We start from the raw sequence: 18199 nt of genomic DNA on the forward strand, positions 1-18199 counted from the left end.
GCACTTTGCTCATTTATCGCACAACTGCGTGCATTATTATCAGAGCATCACTCTCGTAGATCTATCTGTCAAGGAGGGGCGCGATGCCGGCCAAGGCCAGCCAGTCGAGCACTGACGGCGCACCCAACGGCGCTCCGGGTTCCCAGACCCTGGCGCGTGGGTTGAGCGCACTTTCGGCCATTGCCAGCGCACCAACCGGTTTGACCGTCCAACAGGTCGCCGACCACCTCGGGGCACACCGGACGATCGCGTATCGGCTGCTCGCCACGTTGAGCCAATTCCGTTACGTGGCAAAGGGTGAGGACGGCCGGTACCGGCCGGCGGCGGCCTTGGCCGTGCTGGGCTCGTCCTATGACAACAATCTGCGCCAACTCAGCGTGCCGAGACTGCGGGCCCTCGCCGATGAACTCGGTACGACGGTCTCGCTGTTGGTCGCCGAGGGCGATCAACAGGTGGCGATCGCAGTCATCGTGCCGACCCAGGTGTTCTACCAACTGTCGTTCCACGAGGGCAGCCGCCATCCGCTCGACCGCGGCGCGGCGGGGGTGGCGTTGCTGGCGAGCATGCCGCCGCGGCCCGGCGAGCGCGACCTCGTCCGTCAGACCCGCGAACAGGGTTGGGTGATCACCCACGGCGAGATCGAGCCGAACACCTACGGTCTGGCGGTCCCGGTACGACGACGCCCGCCGTCACCGCCCACATGCATCAATCTCATCTCGCACCGCGAAGACGTTGTACTCGACGGCAAGGACGCGGTGGTCCTTGCGGCACACGAACTCTCGGCAATACTGCACTGAAAGGCTATGCGCACATGACCGATCGGGACGTCTCGTTCGATGACGAAGTCGACGTCGTAGTACTCGGCAGCGGCGGAGCCGGGCTCACCGCCGCGCTGACCGCCGCAGTCAGCGGCGCGTCGGTCGCGGTGTACGAAAAAGCGCCGACCGTCGGCGGGACGACCGCCGTGTCGGGCGGAATCGTCTGGATCCCGGCACACGACCGCGCCGACGAACCGCTGCCGGTCGACGATGCGCTCGCCTACCTACGCGCCCAATCACTCGGCTACATGGATGCCGAACTGGTCGAGACCTTCGTCCGCACGGGTCCGGCCATGCTCGACTTCGTCGAGGCACACAGCGAGCTGCGGTTCGCCGTCGCCGAAGGGTTCCCCGATTACAAGCCCGAGCTTCCCGGCGGACGGCCCGGTGGCGGTCGTTCGTTGAGCGCTGGCCCGGTCGATCTGGCCCGGCTGGAGGAATGGCGAGACCGGATCACCTCGTTCCCAGCGGATTTCAGCAATGTCGGCATCGACGCGGAGACCAGGGCCCGCATCCATGCGGCGTTCGACGACCCGAACGCCGACCTCTGTGTCGCGGGCACCGCGCTGATCGCCGGGCTGTTGCGCGGGCTGCTCGATCGTGGGGTCAAGCCGGTCACCGGGGCGCGGGCGATCGAACTGCTCGCCGACTCGACCGGAATCACCGGCGTGCGAATCAGCGTTGACGGCACCGATATTCGTGTGCGGGCTCGCAGTGGCGTCGTGTTGGCGACCGGTGGCTTCGAATGGGATCCCAAGCTCGTCGAGGCGTACCTGCGCGGACCCATGCACGGGCCGGTCTCGCCGCCGAACAACACCGGCGACGGGCTGCGCATGGCGATGGCGCACGGGGCCGACCTCGCGAACATGGGTGAGGCGTGGTGGGTTCCGGTCGTGCAGATTCCCGGCGACACCGTCGACGGCCATCCGCGCAGCCGCAGTGTGCGACTGGAGCGCACCCGCCCCCGCAGCATCATCGTCAACCGGGCCGGCAGGCGGTTCGTCAACGAGGCCGGTGAATACAACTCGATGGCAGGCCCGTTCCAGTACCTCGACCCGAAGGCCGGTTACGCCAACGATCCGGCCTGGATCGTGTTCGACTCCGTGCACCTGCAGCGCTACGGGTTCCTCGGCGTCGAACCGGGTGACCCGGCACCGGAGTGGTTCTGCGCCTCGGCCGATCTCACCGAGCTCGAGGCCAAGACGGGTATCGACGCCGACGGGCTCGCCGCCACGCTGCGGCAGTGGAACGCCGACGTCGCCGCCGAGACGGATTCCGCCTTCGGGCGCGGTTCGAGCGCGTACGACGGGTACTGGGGTGACACGACGGCGGCCACCCCGGCCGGTCAGACGCTCGGGCCGATCGACACCGCGCCGTACTACGCGGTGCCGGTCAAGGTGGGTGCGATGGGTACCAAGGGCGGCCCGCGCACCGACCGTGACGGCCGTGTCCTGCACGTCAGCGGCGCCCCGATTCCCGGGCTGTTCGCCGCGGGCAACGCCATGGCCGGGGTGACCGGCAAGGCTTACGGCGGTGCGGGTGGCACGCTCGGGCCGGCCATGGTGTTCGGCTATCGCAGCGGCTTCGCCGCGGCCACCGGCAAATCGGTGAGCTGAACGGTTACTGTCGTGTCGTGATCTGGACGCCGCGCAGCCCCGCGCAGACCCGCATTCTCGATGCGGCGCTCGAGCTCATCGCCGAGCACGGGGTGGGCGGTACTTCGCTGCAGATGATCGCCGATGCGATCGGGGTCACGAAAGCCGCTGTCTACCACCAGTTCAAAACCAAGGAAGCGATCGTCATCGCGCTGACCGAGCGCGAACTCGGGCAGCTGGAGGAAGCACTCGAAGCCGCCGAGGCCGAAGGTTCGCCGACCCGCGCCCGTGAGGTGTTGCTGACCCGCGTGATCGACATGGCCGTGCAGCGGCGCCGCGCGGCGAGCACGCTGCAGTTCGACCCCGTCGTGGTGCGCCTGCTGGCCGAACACGAACCGTTCCAGCAGTTCATCGACCGGCTGTACGCAGCGATGCTCGGCGATCAGGCGGGCAGCACAGCGCGCGTCCACGCCGCGATGTTGTCGGGTGTCATCAGCGTCGCCGTCATGCACCCGTTGGTGGCCGATATCGACGACGACACCCTGCGCACCGAACTGGTGCAGACGATGCGGCGCATCCTCGCGCTTCCGGAATCATCCGACTGAGCCGGCAAACAACTGCTCTGCGGCGGTATAGGCGTCGCTGGAACCATCGGCGACGGCCGCCGCAAGCCGGTCCAGTTCGGTGTGGTTGCTCAGCAATGTCTGTGCGAGTGACAGGATCTGGCTGCGGGCCCGGGCCTGACGCCGCTGCGCGGTGTCGGCTCGGTGGTGGGCATCGATCGCCTCGACCAGCTCGGTGAGCCCCTCCCCCTGTGCCGCAACGAGTTTGAGGACCGGGGCACTGGTCTCGGCGCGCAGATCGCGAACAGTCTGGTCGGCACCGTCCCGATCGGCTTTGTTGACCACCACCAGATCGGCGACCTCGAGCAGACCGGCCTTGGCGGCCTGCACCGCGTCACCGGCGCCGGGGTTGAGGATCACGACGGTCGGGTCGGCGATCGCGGCGATCTCGATTTCCGACTGCCCCACACCCACCGTCTCCAACACGATGACGTCGTAGGACAACGCGGCCAACAGCCGGATCGCGGCAGGCACCGCGGCGGCCAGCCCGCCGAGGTGCCCGCGCGTGGCCACCGAGCGGATCAGGACGTCGGGATCGTTGATGTGCGCGGCCATCCGAATGCGATCACCGAGCAGCGCGCCACCGCTGTACGGCGATGACGGGTCGACCGCCAGCACCGCCACCCGCAGCCCGCGCGCGCGATACGCCCCGACCATCGCCCCGACCGTGGTCGACTTTCCGGCACCGGGCGGGCCGGTCACGCCGATGACACGTGGCGCCGCCGGCTCGAGGTGGGCGAGAACCTCAGCGCGACGGTCACTTTCGACCAGGCTGAGCAATCGACCGACGGCGCGCATCGATCCGTCCCGTGCCGCGCTGATGAGCTCTTCGATGGTCATGCGGCCCGACTCTACGGAGCAGTGCCCCATGTCGCCGCCGCTCCGTCCACCTCGATGACCGTCGCCGATCCCATCCCCCCGCCCGCACACATCGCGGCAACGCCGATGCCACCGCCGCGGCGACGCAACTCGTGCACGAGGGTCACCAGCATGCGCGCCCCGGTCGCGGCGACCGGATGGCCGAGCGAGCAACCGCTGCCGCTGACATTGACGATCGCGGGATCGATGTCGAGCAGCTTGATGGTGGCCACACACATCGACGCGAACGCCTCGTTGATCTCGAACAGGGTCACGTCCGACAGTGAAAGCCGCGCTCGGCCAAGCGCTTTGGTGATGGCCTCGACCGGGGCGAGGCCGGTCGAAGCCGGGTCGACGCCCACGGACGCCCACGCCTTGATCGTGGCCAGTGCCGGCAGGCCGAGCTTGTCGCTCGCGACGGTCAACAGCGCTGCCCCGTCGTTGGCGCCGCACGCGTTGCCCGCGGTGATGGAGAAGCCCTCGATCTCGGGATGCAGGGGTTTGAGGGCGGCAAGCTTCTCCAGCGTGGTGTCGCGGCGCGGATGTTCGTCGGTGTCGAAGAGCCCGTGCGGGGTTTCGATCGCGACGATCTCCTCCTTGAACCGGCCCTCGTCGATCGCCGCGATGGCCTTCTGGTGAGAGCCCAGCGCCCACTCGTCCATATCCTCGCGGCTGACACCGGCCTTGACCGCTGCGTTCCAGCCGACCGTGATCGACATGTCCATGTTCGGCGCGTCCGGCCGGTCGGGATGGGTCGGCGGGAACCACCCCGCCCATTCGGCGTCTTTGGCGCTGCTCGTCGCCCGTATGAACCGCGGCGAGGTCGACGCCGAATTCACGCCGCCGGCCAGGATCAACTGGTCCATCCCGGCCCGGATGCTCGCGGCCGCGCTCTGCACGGCAGCTTGGCCGGCCGCGCAGTGCCGGTTGTTCGACAGGCCCGGCACCGACGTCAAGCCCGCGGTGATCGCGGCGTGCCGGGCGATCACCCCGCCGCCGTAGAGACCTTCGCCCAGGATCACGTCGTCGATCGGCGCGGTGATGTCGGCAGCCGCGGCGCGCACCACGTGATCGGCCAGGGCGTAGGCGTCCGTATCGCGCAGCGTGCCCTTCTTGGCGGTGCCGATGGGCGTGCGCAGCGCGGACACGATGACGGCTTCAGGCATTGATCACTCCCTGGTTCACCCGGTATGAGAATGCTATTCTCTCAGTCCGAGAGTCCGCGTTGCAAGAAGGGGAACCATATGCAGATCACCGGTAGCTCCGCGCTCGTCGTCGGTGGTGCAGGTGGCCTTGGCGAGGCGACCGTCCGCCGTTTGCACGGTGCGGGCGCGAAGGTGGTCGTCGCCGATGTCGCCGACGAGAAGGGCGCCGAACTCGAAAAAGAGCTCGGCATCCGTTATGTCCGCACCGACGCCACCTCGGAAGAGTCGGTGCTCGCCGCGATCGCCGAGGCCGAATCGCTCGGCCCACTGCGCATTTCGGTCGACACACACGGCGGCCCGGCCAGCGGCGGCCGGCTGGTCGGCAAGGACGGGTCCCCACTCGACCTCGAGGGCTTCAAGAAGACCATCGAGTTCTACCTCACCGCGGTGTTCAACGTGATGCGGTTGTCGGCGGCCGCGATCGCCAAGACCGAGCCGCTCGACGAGGGCGGGCGCGGCGTGATCATCAACACCGCGTCGATCGCCGGGTACGAGGGGCAGGTCGGCCAGCTGCCGTATTCGGCGGCCAAGGGCGGTGTGTTGGGTATGACTCTCGTTGCCGCGCGCGATCTTTCACCGCTGGGCATCCGGGTCGTGACGATCGCGCCGGGCACCATCAACACCCCCGCATACGGCAAGGCGGCCGACCAGTTGGAGCAGTACTGGGGTCCGCAGGTGCCCTTCCCGAAGCGCATGGGCCGCTCGGTCGAGTACGCACAACTGGCGCAGAGCATCGTCGAAAACGACTACCTCAACGGCGAAGTCATCCGCCTCGACGGGGCGCTCCGGTTCCCGCCGAAGTGATCCGGGCGTGACGTCGCTCGCCGGCAAGGTCGCATTCGTCGCGGGCGCCAGCCGTGGCATCGGGGCGACGGTCGCGGCCGCGCTCGCGGCCGAGGGCGCCGCTGTCGCGGTGGCCGCACGCTCCGAGGAGCGAGGCAAGCTGCCCGGCACGATCGGCTCGGTGGCGTCGGCGATCAACGACGCCGGCGGGCGCGCGCTACCGGTGGCATGCGATGTCACCGACGAGGATTCGGTGAACAAGGCTGTCGCCGCCGCTGTTTCGGCGTTCGGCGGCATGACATCCTGGTGGCCAACGCCGGGGTGCTGTGGCTCGGACCGATCGTGACCACGCCGCTCAAACGCTGGCAGCTGTGCCTCGACGTCAACCTCACCGGGGTGTTCCTGGTGACCAAGGCCGTGATCCCGCACGTGCGGGCCCGCGGTGGCGGGTCGCTCATCGCGATCACCACCACCGGCGTCGACATGATCGAACACGGTGCCAACGCCTACTGGGTGTCGAAGGCCGCCGCCGAGCGGCTCTACCTCGGGCTCGCGGCGGACCTGCGCGCCGACAACATCGCCGTCAACTGTCTCAGCCCGTCCCGCGTCGTCCTCACCGAAGGCTGGCAAGCCGGTGGCGGCGGGCTTCAGATCCCACCCGAGATGGTCGAACCGCCCGAAGCCATGGCGCACGCCGCGGTACTGCTGGCCCGCCAGAACGCCGCCGGCGTGACCGGAACCGTGCAGCGTTCCGAGTCCCTCACCCTCTGATTTCTTTGCGGGTTGCCTTGCACCGCGAGCGACCGTGTTTGTACACCGACACGCCGCCAGATGCACCGACACGCGGTCGCTCACCCGCCACGAGCGACCGCCAAATGCCACGCCGCCTCGGTGTGTCGGCGTACAAACACGGTCGCTCGCGGTGCAAAAAGACCACCCAAAAAACAGTCAGGACTTGGGGGCGATGAGGCCGTCGACGATCTTGTTGAAGTCGGCTGTGCCGAAGGACACGTACTCCGCGAGGTTGGCGTAATCGAGCGAGGCCATCACCCGCTGCTCGAGCTGGATGTTCATCAACCGCTTGGTCGCCTCGACCGCCTGCTTCGGCAGGTCCATGAGCTTCCTGGCGCATGCGATCGCCTCGGCCAGCGGGTCGGCGACGACGTGGTTGGCCAGCCCGAGCTCGACCGCGCGCTCGGCCTTGATCCGCACCCCGGTGAGCGCGAACTCCTTGGCCTGCAACAGGCTGATCTGCGAACCCCACACGAGCGGGCCACCGTCGGCGGCCACCAACCCGATCTGCACATGCGGATCGGCGAAGTGCGCCGTCTCGGCCATGTAGACGATGTCGGAGAGCGCGGCGAGGCTGCAGCCGAGCCCGACCGCCGGACCGTTGACCGCGGCGATAACCGGGATGCGGCACCGCAGCATGCCGATCACGAGATCGCGCCCGTGCTTGATCGTCTTCTGGCGCAGGGCCTCGTCGCGCCGCAACTCGTCGAGGTAGTTGAAATCGCCGCCGGCCGAGAACGCGCGGCCCGCACCGGTGATCACGGCCGCATGCGCGTCGGCATCCTCGTTGAGCGCCTCCCACAGATGCGCGAGGCCGACGTGCAAGTTGTCGTTGACGGCGTTGAGCGCATCGGGCCGGTTCAGCGTGATGATGCGCAGGCCGCCATCGGCCCGGACGTCGATCTCGTCTGGCATTCCGTACATTTCAGACCCCCAATCCCAGGATTCGCGAAGCGATGATGTTCTTCTGGATCTGCGACGTGCCGCCCATGACGCTCTGCGCGCGGCTGTAGAGGTAGGCGCTGAGCAGCTCGGGGTCCTTCGTTCCGGTCACCGCGAGCGCGGCGTGCCCGACCGACTGCTCGACCCAGGTCATCAGCAGCTTGTCGAGCGAGCCCTGCGGGCCGTGCCTGATGCCGTCGAGCTGTTCGGACAGCCGACGGCGCACGTGCAGTCGGAGCATCTCGGCCTGAACGGCGGCCCAGGCCAACTCTTCCGGCGCCCTGCCGTCAACCCGAGAGGCCATCTCGCGCACCAGTTTTCCGTAGCGTGCCGAGTAGCCGAGGGTTGACGGTTCGCGCTCATGGCTGACGACGGTCATGGCCAGCCGCCAGCCGTCACCGGGCTCACCGACCATCTGCGACGCAGGCACGACCGCGCCGTCGAAGGCCACCTGGCCGAACTCGGTGGTGACGCCGTTGATCATCTGCAGTGGCCGCTGCTCGATGCTGTCCTGATGCATCGAGACGATGAACGCCGAGATGCCCTTGTGCCGCGGCACACCCCTGTCGGTGCGGGCGAGCACCAGACACCAGTCGGCGACATCGGAGTAACTCGTCCAGATCTTGTGACCGTTGATGATGTAGTTGTCGCCGTCACGCGTGGCCGTGGTGGTCAGTGACGCCAGATCCGAGCCGGCCCCGGGCTCCGAGAAGCCTTGGCACCAGCGCTCGGTCCCGTTGATCATGCCGGGCAGGAACCGCTGCTGCAGTTCCTTGCTGCCGTGATGTCCCAAACCGACGACGAGGTAGCCGAGGCTGGGCCGCGGCGGCGCACCGGCACGCGCGAGTTCCTCGTCGACGATCACGTCGTAGACGGGCGGTAATTCCTGACCGCCGAACTCCTTCGGCCATGACGTACCGAAAAACCCTGCGGCATAAAGGGCTTGATGCCACTCCCCCTGACGGGACCAGTAGTCGTCACCCGACGCCTTGAACGACGCCGCGTTGTCGGCGAGCCAGGCCCGCAACCGGTCCCGGAATGCCGCTTCCTCGGGTGAATCACGAAAATCCAAGATCGATCTCCTCCAGTACGACAGGCCACAGCTCGGTCGAAGTCAGCACGCGCCGCAGATAGACGTGCGCCAGGCATTCCCAGGTGTTCCCGATGCCGCCGTGCACCTGGATCGCGGTCTCGCACACCGTCCGAGCCGCCCGCGCGCAGTAGATCTTGGCGATCCGCCCGGCCCGCACAGTCTCCGCGGCGGGCAGTTCGTCGACGGCCCAGGCGGCGTGGCGCAGCACGCTCACCGAACCTTCGATCAACGCGAGCGACTCGGCCAGCAGATGCGCGATCGCCTGATACGAGCCGATGGTCGAGCCGTATTGTTCGCGCACCTTCGCGTAATCGACCGCCAGTGCGTGCGCGCCGCGAGCCGCGCCGACGAGGTCGGCACTCGTGGTCGCCAGGGCCAGCGCGTGCCAGCGCAGCGCGTCGTCGGCCGACAGCTCGGTCAACGCGGCGGGCGACTCGTCGACGCCGACGGTGCTGCGCGTCAGGTCGACGCCAGGGGCAGCGGCTTCAGCCGTCCCGACCTCGATCTCCCGGCCCAGCCGGCGGCCCAGATCGTCGGCGAGCACCGGACCGAGGAACGGCACGTCGACGAGACCGCGCGCAAATTCCTCGGCGACGATCGCCACCTCAACCCCGGAGGCTCCGTCGGCCCGCAGCGTGCGCCACTCGGTGGCGGCGACGGTGCTCTCCAACCGGGCGATCCGGCTTTCATCCGACAGTTCCTGGACCGAACCCGGTCCCAGATCGTCGGCCAGTTTCGCTGCGGCCTCTCGCAGCTGCTGCTGTTCAGCCGTCAGACGGACGTCCATGCCGCTCCTTCAGCACTCGTCGCAATACCTTTCCCGAAGGTAACCGCGGTATTTCGGTTACGAACTCAACGCGGCTGGGCCGCTTGTATGACGCCAAGCGGGCACCGACCAGACCGATCAATTCGTCGGCTGACACCGGCGCACTCGTCGCGACAGCCGCGACGATGGCCTCCCCGTCGACCGGGTGCGGCTCGCCGAACACCGCACAGTCGGCGACCGTGGGATGGCCGTGCAAGACGGCTTCGACCTCGGCCGGGGCCACCTGAAAACCGCGCACCTTGACCATCTCCTTCGAGCGGTCGGTGATGTGCAGATAGCCGTCGTCGTCGAGATGGCCGATGTCGCCGGTGCGATACCAGTTGTCGGCGAACGCATCTGCGGTCGCGGACTCGGGCAGGTAGCCCGCCATCACCGAATCCGAACGCACCTGGATCTCGCCGTCGTCGGCGATCCGGACCTCGACTCCCCGCACCGGGATGCCGACCGTTTCGATACGGGTTCCGGTGAGCGGGTTGCACGCGATGACGGGAAGTTCGGTGGTGCCGTACGCCGTGAGCCACCGCACGCCGGCCCGCTCGGTGACGGCCTCGGCGACACTTCGGGTCACCGGCGTCGCGCACCACATGACGTACCGCAGCGAGGACAGGTCGAAGCGCTCCAGCTCCGGATGCGCAGCGAGCGCCAAAGCGATTGGTGCGACGGCCATCTCGATGGTGATGCGGTCGGATTCGATGTGGCGCAGCATCTGTTCGACGTCGAAGCGGCGGTGCAGCCGCATCCAGGCACCGGTGTCGAGCACCATGGCGATGTTGAGCAGGCCCAGGATGTGCGACGGCGGCGTCATGATCTGCATGCGATCGGCGGCGGTGAGGCCGAGCGCGTCCCGCCAATGCCGGATCGCGGCCGAGAACCCGGCGTGCGTGTGCCGCACCGCTTTCGGCATCCCGGTGGTTCCAGAACTGAACACGAACAGTGCGTCGGCAGCGGGGTCGGGTGGCTCGAATTGCCGCAGGCCCGGTGTGATCGGCTCGTCCAGATGCAACATCGGCATCTGCTCGGCGAGCACCGCGTTGTCACCGACGGCGTGTGTGGCGCCGGTGAGCGTCAGGGCGTGGCCCACCTCGGTGGCCTTCCAGGCCGGGCTGACGAGAACCGCAGCGGCGCCGAGTTGCCAGATCGCGCGTAACGCCACCACGAACTCCGGCCGGTTCGACGACATGATCGCGACCCGGTCGCCGGGCTTCACACCGCGGTGCTCCAGCGTGGTGGCCATGCCACTGGTGAGGGCGTCCAGTTCGGCGAGGGTGAACTCACGGTCCTCGAAGGCGAGCGCGACATCGGTGCTGACGCCAGGAGCAATTGCGTCTTCAGTCAAGAGCCGCAACCCCTCTCCGAACTGCGCACCACGACGGCAGCGACCTGGAAACCCGACCGAGAAGATACTATCATTTATGGAGAATGATATTCTCGCTGGGTCAGAATGATAGTGCGCAGGGGAGTCAGATGACCGCAGAAGCGACGCCCGCCGGCGAAACCGGCGGGAAGGTCACGATCGTGTTCGACCGCGAGCAGGCATCGGTGCCGCGGCGGCAGGGGGAAACGCTCCTGGAGAGCGCCCGCCGAGCCGGCATGACCCCGCCGTTCTCGTGCGAGGCCGGTAACTGCGGCACGTGCATGGCCAAGCTTCTCGAGGGCACCGCGACGATGCGGGTCAACGATGCACTTGACGACGACGAAGTCGCCGACGGATACGTGCTGACCTGCCAGGCCGTGCCGGATTGCGACAGCATCACGGTGTCCTACGACGAGGATTGAACCGCAGCCTGTTCGGCGTACTCGTCGAACACCGGCGCCGGCCGGTAATCCGGCGTGTATCCGGTGACGTGAATGGGGTTGCCCACCAACCGGAAATCGCCAGCGGTGACGAGCACCTCCGGTGTGGCCGTCAGCGCCTCGGGCAGGCTGCGCACCGCCGCGGCCGGAATTCTGAGCGGCTTGAGCCGCGCCTCCCAGCCCGCTGCGGTGTCGGCCGCCAGTGCCGCGGTCACGACGTCGAGCACCTCGTCGCGCCGGGCAGCCCGCTCGGCCATCGTCGCGAAGCCCGCCACGCCGGCCTCGGCCGCGAACGACCTCCAGAAGCCGTCGTGAGTGATGAACAATGCCAGGTAGCCGCCGGCCGTCGGAAAGAGCTGCGCCGGAACGTAATAGGAATGCGCGCCGTACGGGTACCGACGCGGCTCCGCCCCGTCGTTGAGATAGGCCGACGCCCGGTAGTTCAGTTGCGACAGCATGACGTCACGCAGTGAGACGTCGACCTGGCCGCCCTGCCCGGACACGATCATCGCCAACAGGCCCAGCGCGGCCGTCAGGCCCGTCGAGTTGTCGGCCGAAGAATATCCGGGCAGCGTCGGCGGGCCGTCGGGATCACCCGTCATGGCCGCCACCCCGGTCGCAGCCTGGATCACGTAGTCGAACGCCGGGTCGTCGCCGCCGTCCAGGCCGAAACCCGTCATGGCCACACACACGATCTTCTCGTTGTGGCGACGCAGCGCGTCATAGGTGAGCCCGAGCCGGCGGATCACCGATGGCTTCATGTTCACCAGCAGCGCGTGCGAATCTCTCACGAGCTCAGCGAGTTTGGCCTGCCCGGCGTCCGAAGCCAAGTCGAGGCACAGACTGCGCTTGCCCCGGTTGAGGCTCCCGAAGTAACTGTCACTGACCTGGCGGGAGATCTCACCGCCTGGCGGCTCGATCTTGATGACCTCGGCGCCGAGATCGGCCAGCATCATCGTGGCGTAGGGTCCGGCCAGCATGACGCCGACCTCGATCACGCGAATGCCGGCAAGCGGCGCGGTCATCTGTGCCCTCGGCTCTTCGCGCAAGCGCTCATCGCACCTGCTTGGCGAGCTCGGCGATCACCTCACGCGTCCGGTACTTCGACGCGATCAGCTCGTCGCGGTTGTCCCCGATCGGCAGCAGCCGAACCGAAAGGTCCGTCACACCGGCGTCGGCAAAGCGGCGGAATTGCCGCAGGATCGTTTCAGCGTCACCGGCCGCACACAGGTCGCCGACATTGCGGGCGTCGCCGCGATCCAGCAGGCGCTGGTAGTTGGGCGAGGTCTCGGCCTCGGCAAGGATCCGGTTGGCGCGCTCCTTCGCGGCGTCGATCTCCGAAGTGGCACACAGGCACACCGGGATTCCCGCCACGATCCGCGGTGCCCGCCGACCCGCGTCGGCGGCGGCCTTGGTGATCTTGGGTGCGATGTGCTCGCCGATGGCCTTTTCGTCGGCCATCCACAGCACGGTGCCGTCGGCGAGTTCGCCGGCGATCTGCAGCATCACCGGACCGAGTGCCGCGACGAGCACCGGCATGGGCGGCTGCGCCGCGAGCGCGGTCGGATTGTGGACGGTGAACGTGCCGTTCTCGACGTCGACGGGTCCGGGCCCGGCCAGCGCGGCGTTGAGCACTTCGAGATAGTCACGCGTGTAGGCGGCCGGCTTCTCATACGGCAGGCCCAGCATGTCGCGGATGATCCAGTGGTGTGACGGCCCGACGCCGAGCGCCAGCCGTCCCTCCGTCACAGCGTGGACGGACAATGCCTGGCGCGCCAGGGCAATCGGATGCTGGGCCTGCAGCGGTACCACCGCGGTGCCCAGTTCGATCGTCGACGTGTGCGCGGCCATGAGCGTCACCATCGTGAGCGCGTCGAAGTCGTCGGGCACCTGCGGCATCCATGCGCTGTCCAGGCCCGCGGCCTCGGCCCACTGAATGTCGGCCGCGAGCTTGTTGACCTTGCGGGCCATGTCGCCGCGCTCGGCCCCGATCATCACGCCCAATCGCATGTCAGCTCACCTTCTCGGTCAGGGCACGGACCTCGGTCACCAACGTGTCCAGGCCGGTACCGGTCGGAAACACCGCGGCGGCTCCGGCGTCGAGCAGCTTCTGCACATCGCCCTGCGGGATCGTGCCGCCCACCACGACGGCGATGTCACCGGCATCGGCGGCGCGCAACGCCTCGACCGTGCGGGTCGTCAGCGCCACGTGCGCGCCCGACAGGATCGAAAGGCCTACCAGGGCAACGTCTTCCTGCAGCGCGATCGAAACGATGTCCTCGATGCGCTGGCGGATGCCGGTGTAGATGACCTCGAATCCGGCGTCGCGCAAGGTGCGGGCGACGATCTTGGCACCCCGGTCGTGCCCGTCGAGACCGGGCTTCGCGACCAATACTCGTGTCGGCATCGCTAGAACACCACCGGTTGCTGGAACTCGCCCCAAACTGCCTTGAGCGCCGACACCATCTCCCCCACCGTGCAGTAGGCGTTGGCGCAGTCGATCAGCTTGTGCATCAGATTGTCGTCTCCCTCGGCCGCTGCGGAAAGACTTGCCAGCGTCTGTTTCACGAGCGCCGAATCACGCTCGGCCTTCACCTTGGTCAGCCGCTTGAGTTGCAGGTCGCGGCCTTCGGCGTCGAGTTCGTAGGTCGCGATCTCGGGCGGTGGTTCATCGGCGACGAATCGGTTGACGCCGATAACGGCCCGCTCCCCCGATTCGATCTCCTGGTGGATCTTGAACGCCTCGTCGGCGATCAGACCCTGCAGATAACCGTCCTCGATGCAGCGCACCATGCCGCCGTGCTTGTCGAGATCGTCCATGATCTCGATGATCTTGGCCTCGGTGGCATCGGTGAGTGCCTCGACGAAGTACGACCCGCCCAGCGGGTCGGCCACCTTCGTCACGCCGGTCTCGTAGGCCAGGATCTGCTGTGTGCGCAGCGCGAGCGTCGCGGACTCCTCGCTCGGCAACGCGAACGGCTCGTCCCAGGCGGCGGTGAACATCGACTGCACGCCGCCGAGCACCGAGGCCATCGCCTCGTAGGCCACCCGCACGAGATTGTTCTGCGCCTGCGGGGCGTAGAGCGACGCGCCGCCGGACACGCAGCCGAACCGGAACATCGACGCCTTGTCGGTCGTCGCGCCGTAGCGTTCGCGCACGATCGTGGCCCAGCGCCGCCGGCCGGCACGGTATTTCGCGATCTCCTCGAAGAAGTCGCCATGGGTGTAGAAGAAGAACGAGATCTGAGGCGCGAACTTGTCGATGCTCATCCGCCCGCGCTCGACCACGGTGTCGCAGTAGGTGACCCCGTCGGCCAACGTGAACGCCATCTCCTGCACGGCGTTGGCCCCGGCATCGCGGAAATGCGCGCCCGCCACCGAGATCGCGTTGAACCGCGGTACTTCCGCGGCACAGAACTCGATGGTGTCGGCGATCAGCCGCAGCGACGGTTCCGGCGGCCAGATCCAGGTTCCGCGCGACGCGTATTCCTTGAGGATGTCGTTCTGGATCGTGCCGGTGAGCTTCTCGCGCGGCACGCCCTTCTTCTCCGCGGCAGCGACATAGAACGCCAGCAAGATCGCCGCGGTGCCGTTGATCGTGAAGCTCGTGCTGATCTTGTCGAGCGGGATGCCGTCGAACAGGATCTCGGCGTCGGCCAGCGTGTCCACAGCGACGCCGACCCGGCCGACCTCTTCCCCGTACTCCTCGTCGTCGGAGTCGTACCCGCATTGCGTGGGCAGGTCCAGCGCGACCGACAATCCGGTGCCGCCCTGGTCGAGCAGGTAGCGATAGCGGCGGTTGGATTCCTCTGCGGTGCCGAAGCCCGAGTACTGCCGGAACGTCCACGTCTTACCGCGGTAGCCGGACGCGAAGTTGCCACGCGTGAAGGGATAGGTGCCGGGCGCCGGCGGATCGCCGGCCCGGTCATCCGGTCCGTAGACAGGCTCCAGCGGGATGCCCGATGGGGTCTCTACCCGAGGGTCGTCTTGCTCGCTCATCACTCGATAACGTACTTGCCAAAAATGAGAATGCCAATACCGCGCGGTGGAAATGTGCGCCGTATACAGGCCGGAAGGCTTTGACCCGCCGGACCGACGAGGCGCGGACCGTCGCCCGAAAGATCAGGTCGGCACCGATTCCCGGAACCACGCAGCTTATGATTACGACACTTGCCAAGAATGAGAATGGCAATACCCTTTGGGTAGCGTGGCAACAAGGAGGCCAATGTCCAGCCAGCAGGAGTCATTCACCGACCGCACGCTGGTCGTATCGGGCGGCAGCCGCGGCATCGGGAAGGCCATCGCGCTCGGCGCGGCCCGCCGCGGCGCGAACGTCGTACTGCTGGCCAAGACCGCCGAGCCTCATCCCAAGCTGCCCGGCACCGTCCATACCGCGGTGGCCGACGTCGAGGCCGCGGGCGGCAAGGCCGTCGCCGTGGTCGGCGATGTGCGCAAGGAAGAGGACGTCGCGCGCGCGGTCGACACCGCGGTCGACCACTTCGGCGGGGTCGACATCGTCGTCAACAACGCGAGCGCGATCGCCACCGAACCGACCGAGACGTTGTCGGTCAAGAAGTTCGACCTGATGATGGACATCAACGTGCGCGGCACGTTCCTGTTGACCAAAGCGGCATTGCCCCATCTCAAGAAGTCCACGAACGCGCACGTGCTGACGCTCGCCCCGCCGCTGAACATGAACCCCTACTGGCTGGGCGCCCACCCGTCGTACACGCTGTCGAAGTACGGGATGACGCTGCTGTCGCTGGGCTGGGCGGCCGAATACCCGGGCATCGGATTCAGTTGCCTGTGGCCCGAGACCTACATCGCCACCGCGGCCGTCACCAATCTGGCCGAGGGCGACAAGATGGCGTCACGTTCCCGTGACCCCGAGATCATGGCCGACGCGGCCGTCGAGATCCTGTCGCGGCCGGCCGCCGAGGTCACCGGCCAGACCTTCATCGACTCCGAGGTGCTGACCGCGGCAGGCGCGACCGACCTCTCTCGCTACGGTGGCGGGGACGACCCGATCATCGACATCTTCATCGACGCACCTGGACAAGGCCTATGAGTATCTCGCTGCTGCTCGAGATGGCGTCGTCGGGCAACCCGGACCGCACCGCGGTGGTGTCCGACGACATCCGCGTGTCCGTCGGCGATTTGAGCGAACTGGCCGACGGCGGCGCAGGCACGATCGCCGCATCGGGCGCCGCACACGTCGCCTATGTGGGCACCGGCGGCGTGATGCTGCCGCTGCTGCTGTTCGCCTCGGCCCGTGCCGGTGTGCCGTTCACGCCACTCAACTACCGCCTCAGCGCCGAGGGCCTGCGCGAGCTGATCGACCGCCTGCCCGAACCCTTGGTGGTGGCCGACGCCGAATACGCCGACGTGGTCGCCGGGGCGGGTAAGCAGGTGATCACCTCCGAGGAGTTCCTGGCCGCCGCGCGTTCGTCCGAGCCGGCAGCGGAGTTCGCCGACCCCGACGCCGTCGCAGTCGTGCTTTTCACGTCGGGCACGACATCGCGACCCAAGGCCGTCGAGCTCACCCACAACAACCTCACCAGCTACATCACCGGGACCGTCGAATTCGATTCCGCCGCACCCGAAGACGCCGCCCTGATCTGCGTTCCGCCGTATCACATCGCGGGCGTGAGCGCGGCCATGTCGAATCTCTACGCCGGGCGCAAGATGGTGTACCTCCGCAACTTCGACGCAGGCCGGTGGGTCGAACTGGTTCGGGCCGAAGGCGTCACGTCGGCGACCGTCGTGCCGACCATGCTGGACCGCATCGTGACCGCGCTCGCAACGGCGGGGACCGAGCTACCCTCGCTGCGCAGCTTGGCATACGGCGGCTCGAAGGTGGCGCTGCCTTTGGTCCGCAAGGCTCTGCAGCTGCTGCCGGGGGTCGGCTTCGTCAACGCCTACGGGTTGACCGAAACCAGTTCCACCATCGCGGTTCTCGGCCCCGACGATCACCGGGCCGCGCTGGCGGCGGACGACGCCGCCGTCGCGCGCCGACTCGGATCGGTCGGTCAGATCGTGCCCGGTATCGAGGTGCAGATCCGCGCCGACGACGGCACCGTGCTGGGTCCCGGCGAGACCGGAGAGCTGTTCGTGCGTGGCGAGCAGGTGTCGGGCCGGTACACCGAGATCGGTTCGGTGCTCGACGCCGACGGCTGGTTCCCCACCAAAGACGTTGCGATGCTCGACGAAGACGGCTACCTGTTCATCGGCGGCCGCTCCGACGACACGATCATCCGCGGCGGCGAGAACATCGCGCCCGCCGAGATCGAAGACGTCCTGGTCGAACACCCCGACGTGCGCGACGTGGCCGTCGTCGGGCCGGAGGACCCGCAGTGGGGTCAGATCATCGTGGCCGTCGTGGTGCCGGCCGAGGGAGCCGCGCCAGATACGGATGAGCTGCGGGAGCACGTGCGCAAGCAGCTCCGCGGATCGCGGACACCCGACCGGGTGGTGTTCCGCGACGAACTGCCCACCAACGCCACCGGCAAAGTGTTGCGCCGTCAACTCGTCGACGAACTTCAGCCCATCGCAAAGGAGTCAGCATCGTGATCAAGAACGGCACCCGCCTGCAGAGCCAGGTGTGCGATACCCAGGTGATCGTCGTGCGCAGCGCCGACAGTCTCGACGACCTGCGCGCCGGTGGCGTCGCGATGGTCCCGCTGGACGCCGAAAAAGATTCTGGCGCAACACTCGACCCCGCGTTCTCCGACGGCAATCTGATGGGCAAGCGCTATGTCGACGACAACGGCGCCGAGGTGCTCGTCACCAAGGCCGGCGCAGGCACACTGTCGATCGGGACCACCGCACTGAGCCTCAAAGAGGCCAAGCCACTGCCGGCCAGCGACTAAC

18 protein-coding genes and 1 pseudogene are annotated in these 18199 nt (G+C 67.7%); 9 read left to right on the top strand and 10 right to left on the bottom strand.

The window, feature by feature from the left end; all coding sequences use genetic code 11:
• Positions 1-83 precede the first annotated feature (83 nt).
• From AWC31_RS08365 to AWC31_RS08375, 3 genes are read left to right on the top strand one after another with little or no spacing between them, the layout of a single operon-like run.
• The gene (locus AWC31_RS08365) at positions 84-797 is read left to right on the top strand and encodes an IclR family transcriptional regulator (protein WP_085143798.1); all 714 of its coding nucleotides are present in this window, start codon (positions 84-86) and stop codon (positions 795-797) included.
• Positions 798-811: 14 nt separating this feature from the next.
• The gene (locus tag AWC31_RS08370; RefSeq protein ID WP_085143799.1) at positions 812-2434 is read left to right on the top strand and encodes an FAD-dependent oxidoreductase; all 1623 of its coding nucleotides are present in this window, start codon (positions 812-814) and stop codon (positions 2432-2434) included.
• Between the two features lie 17 nt (positions 2435-2451).
• Positions 2452-3018, top strand: a complete 567-nt coding sequence (locus tag AWC31_RS08375; protein WP_085143800.1) for a TetR/AcrR family transcriptional regulator — start codon at positions 2452-2454, stop codon at positions 3016-3018.
• On the opposite strand, the gene meaB is transcribed toward AWC31_RS08375, so the two are convergent.
• Both meaB and AWC31_RS08385 read right to left on the bottom strand, forming a co-directional pair.
• Complete coding sequence (gene meaB, locus AWC31_RS08380; protein ID WP_085143801.1) at positions 3007-3876, bottom strand: methylmalonyl Co-A mutase-associated GTPase MeaB; 870 nt, start codon at positions 3874-3876, stop codon at positions 3007-3009. The genes AWC31_RS08375 and meaB overlap by 12 nt on opposite strands.
• A gap of 11 nt (positions 3877-3887) precedes the next feature.
• A complete protein-coding gene (locus AWC31_RS08385; protein ID WP_085143802.1) occupies positions 3888-5060 on the bottom strand; it encodes a thiolase family protein in 1173 nt (390 codons plus the stop codon).
• A 78-nt stretch (positions 5061-5138) separates the two neighbouring features.
• Between AWC31_RS08385 and AWC31_RS08390 the strand changes: the two genes are divergently transcribed.
• Positions 5139-5903, top strand: coding sequence for an SDR family NAD(P)-dependent oxidoreductase (locus tag AWC31_RS08390; RefSeq protein WP_085143803.1), 765 nt, complete (start codon positions 5139-5141; stop codon positions 5901-5903).
• A gap of 7 nt (positions 5904-5910) precedes the next feature.
• Positions 5911-6653: pseudogene (locus AWC31_RS08395) on the top strand (SDR family NAD(P)-dependent oxidoreductase).
• 177 nt (positions 6654-6830) lie between these two features.
• Here AWC31_RS08395 and AWC31_RS08400 read toward each other — a convergent pair.
• From AWC31_RS08400 to AWC31_RS08415, 4 genes are read right to left on the bottom strand one after another with little or no spacing between them, the layout of a single operon-like run.
• Positions 6831-7598 (bottom strand): enoyl-CoA hydratase/isomerase family protein, encoded by a 768-nt coding sequence (locus AWC31_RS08400; protein ID WP_085143804.1) that lies wholly within the window; start codon positions 7596-7598, stop codon positions 6831-6833.
• 1 nt (position 7599) lies between these two features.
• A complete protein-coding gene (locus AWC31_RS08405) occupies positions 7600-8688 on the bottom strand; it encodes an acyl-CoA dehydrogenase family protein (protein ID WP_085143805.1) in 1089 nt (362 codons plus the stop codon).
• Entirely contained in the window at positions 8675-9496 is an 822-nt protein-coding gene (locus AWC31_RS08410; protein WP_085143806.1) for an acyl-CoA dehydrogenase family protein, read from the bottom strand. Before AWC31_RS08410 ends, AWC31_RS08405 begins: the two co-directional genes overlap by 14 nt.
• A complete protein-coding gene (locus AWC31_RS08415) occupies positions 9474-10871 on the bottom strand; it encodes a class I adenylate-forming enzyme family protein (protein WP_234816768.1) in 1398 nt (465 codons plus the stop codon). Before AWC31_RS08415 ends, AWC31_RS08410 begins: the two co-directional genes overlap by 23 nt.
• A gap of 128 nt (positions 10872-10999) precedes the next feature.
• Between AWC31_RS08415 and AWC31_RS08420 the strand changes: the two genes are divergently transcribed.
• Positions 11000-11311, top strand: coding sequence for a 2Fe-2S iron-sulfur cluster-binding protein (locus AWC31_RS08420; protein WP_067858061.1), 312 nt, complete (start codon positions 11000-11002; stop codon positions 11309-11311).
• Here the strand turns inward: AWC31_RS08420 and AWC31_RS08425 are convergent.
• Genes AWC31_RS08425 through AWC31_RS08440 form a run of 4 tightly spaced genes read right to left on the bottom strand, consistent with a single transcriptional unit; the run spans position 11296 to position 15328 of the window.
• The gene (locus tag AWC31_RS08425) at positions 11296-12354 is read right to left on the bottom strand and encodes a CaiB/BaiF CoA transferase family protein (RefSeq protein WP_085143807.1); all 1059 of its coding nucleotides are present in this window, start codon (positions 12352-12354) and stop codon (positions 11296-11298) included. The two genes, AWC31_RS08420 and AWC31_RS08425, sit on opposite strands and share 16 nt — an antisense overlap.
• Positions 12355-12382: 28 nt before the next feature.
• On the bottom strand, positions 12383-13339 hold the full coding sequence (locus tag AWC31_RS08430; RefSeq protein ID WP_085143808.1) for an LLM class F420-dependent oxidoreductase: 957 nt from the start codon (positions 13337-13339) through the stop codon (positions 12383-12385).
• A gap of 1 nt (position 13340) precedes the next feature.
• On the bottom strand, positions 13341-13736 hold the full coding sequence (locus AWC31_RS08435) for a cobalamin B12-binding domain-containing protein (protein WP_067858070.1): 396 nt from the start codon (positions 13734-13736) through the stop codon (positions 13341-13343).
• A gap of 2 nt (positions 13737-13738) precedes the next feature.
• A complete protein-coding gene (locus AWC31_RS08440) occupies positions 13739-15328 on the bottom strand; it encodes a methylmalonyl-CoA mutase family protein (protein WP_085143809.1) in 1590 nt (529 codons plus the stop codon).
• Positions 15329-15554: 226 nt separating this feature from the next.
• Between AWC31_RS08440 and AWC31_RS08445 the strand changes: the two genes are divergently transcribed.
• Genes AWC31_RS08445 through AWC31_RS08455 form a run of 3 tightly spaced genes read left to right on the top strand, consistent with a single transcriptional unit; the run spans position 15555 to position 18198 of the window.
• Entirely contained in the window at positions 15555-16397 is an 843-nt protein-coding gene (locus AWC31_RS08445) for an SDR family oxidoreductase (protein ID WP_085143810.1), read from the top strand.
• Positions 16394-17899, top strand: coding sequence for a class I adenylate-forming enzyme family protein (locus AWC31_RS08450; RefSeq protein WP_085143811.1), 1506 nt, complete (start codon positions 16394-16396; stop codon positions 17897-17899). Before AWC31_RS08445 ends, AWC31_RS08450 begins: the two co-directional genes overlap by 4 nt.
• Positions 17896-18198, top strand: a complete 303-nt coding sequence (locus tag AWC31_RS08455; protein WP_067858082.1) for a hypothetical protein — start codon at positions 17896-17898, stop codon at positions 18196-18198. Before AWC31_RS08450 ends, AWC31_RS08455 begins: the two co-directional genes overlap by 4 nt.
• Position 18199 lies beyond the last annotated feature (1 nt).

The organism is Mycolicibacterium wolinskyi, assembly GCF_002101965.1.
GTDB lineage: Bacteria > Actinomycetota > Actinomycetes > Mycobacteriales > Mycobacteriaceae > Mycobacterium > Mycobacterium wolinskyi.

Bases quoted from the DNA above. Each gene is read 5' to 3' on its own strand.
- AWC31_RS08440 (WP_085143809.1), bottom strand. From the start codon at position 15,328: ATGAGCGAGCAAGACGACCCTCGGGTAGAGACCCCATCGGGCATCCCG.
- AWC31_RS08390 (WP_085143803.1), top strand. From the start codon at position 5,139: ATGCAGATCACCGGTAGCTCCGCGCTCGTCGTCGGTGGTGCAGGTGGC.
- AWC31_RS08385 (WP_085143802.1), bottom strand. From the start codon at position 5,060: ATGCCTGAAGCCGTCATCGTGTCCGCGCTGCGCACGCCCATCGGCACC.
- AWC31_RS08365 (WP_085143798.1), top strand. From the start codon at position 84: ATGCCGGCCAAGGCCAGCCAGTCGAGCACTGACGGCGCACCCAACGGC.
- AWC31_RS08400 (WP_085143804.1), bottom strand. From the start codon at position 7,598: ATGTACGGAATGCCAGACGAGATCGACGTCCGGGCCGATGGCGGCCTG.
- AWC31_RS08430 (WP_085143808.1), bottom strand. From the start codon at position 13,339: ATGCGATTGGGCGTGATGATCGGGGCCGAGCGCGGCGACATGGCCCGC.
- AWC31_RS08425 (WP_085143807.1), bottom strand. From the start codon at position 12,354: ATGACCGCGCCGCTTGCCGGCATTCGCGTGATCGAGGTCGGCGTCATG.
- meaB (WP_085143801.1), bottom strand. From the start codon at position 3,876: ATGACCATCGAAGAGCTCATCAGCGCGGCACGGGACGGATCGATGCGC.
- AWC31_RS08445 (WP_085143810.1), top strand. From the start codon at position 15,555: ATGTCCAGCCAGCAGGAGTCATTCACCGACCGCACGCTGGTCGTATCG.
- AWC31_RS08450 (WP_085143811.1), top strand. From the start codon at position 16,394: ATGAGTATCTCGCTGCTGCTCGAGATGGCGTCGTCGGGCAACCCGGAC.
- AWC31_RS08410 (WP_085143806.1), bottom strand. From the start codon at position 9,496: ATGGACGTCCGTCTGACGGCTGAACAGCAGCAGCTGCGAGAGGCCGCA.
- AWC31_RS08370 (WP_085143799.1), top strand. From the start codon at position 812: ATGACCGATCGGGACGTCTCGTTCGATGACGAAGTCGACGTCGTAGTA.
- AWC31_RS08435 (WP_067858070.1), bottom strand. From the start codon at position 13,736: ATGCCGACACGAGTATTGGTCGCGAAGCCCGGTCTCGACGGGCACGAC.
- AWC31_RS08420 (WP_067858061.1), top strand. From the start codon at position 11,000: ATGACCGCAGAAGCGACGCCCGCCGGCGAAACCGGCGGGAAGGTCACG.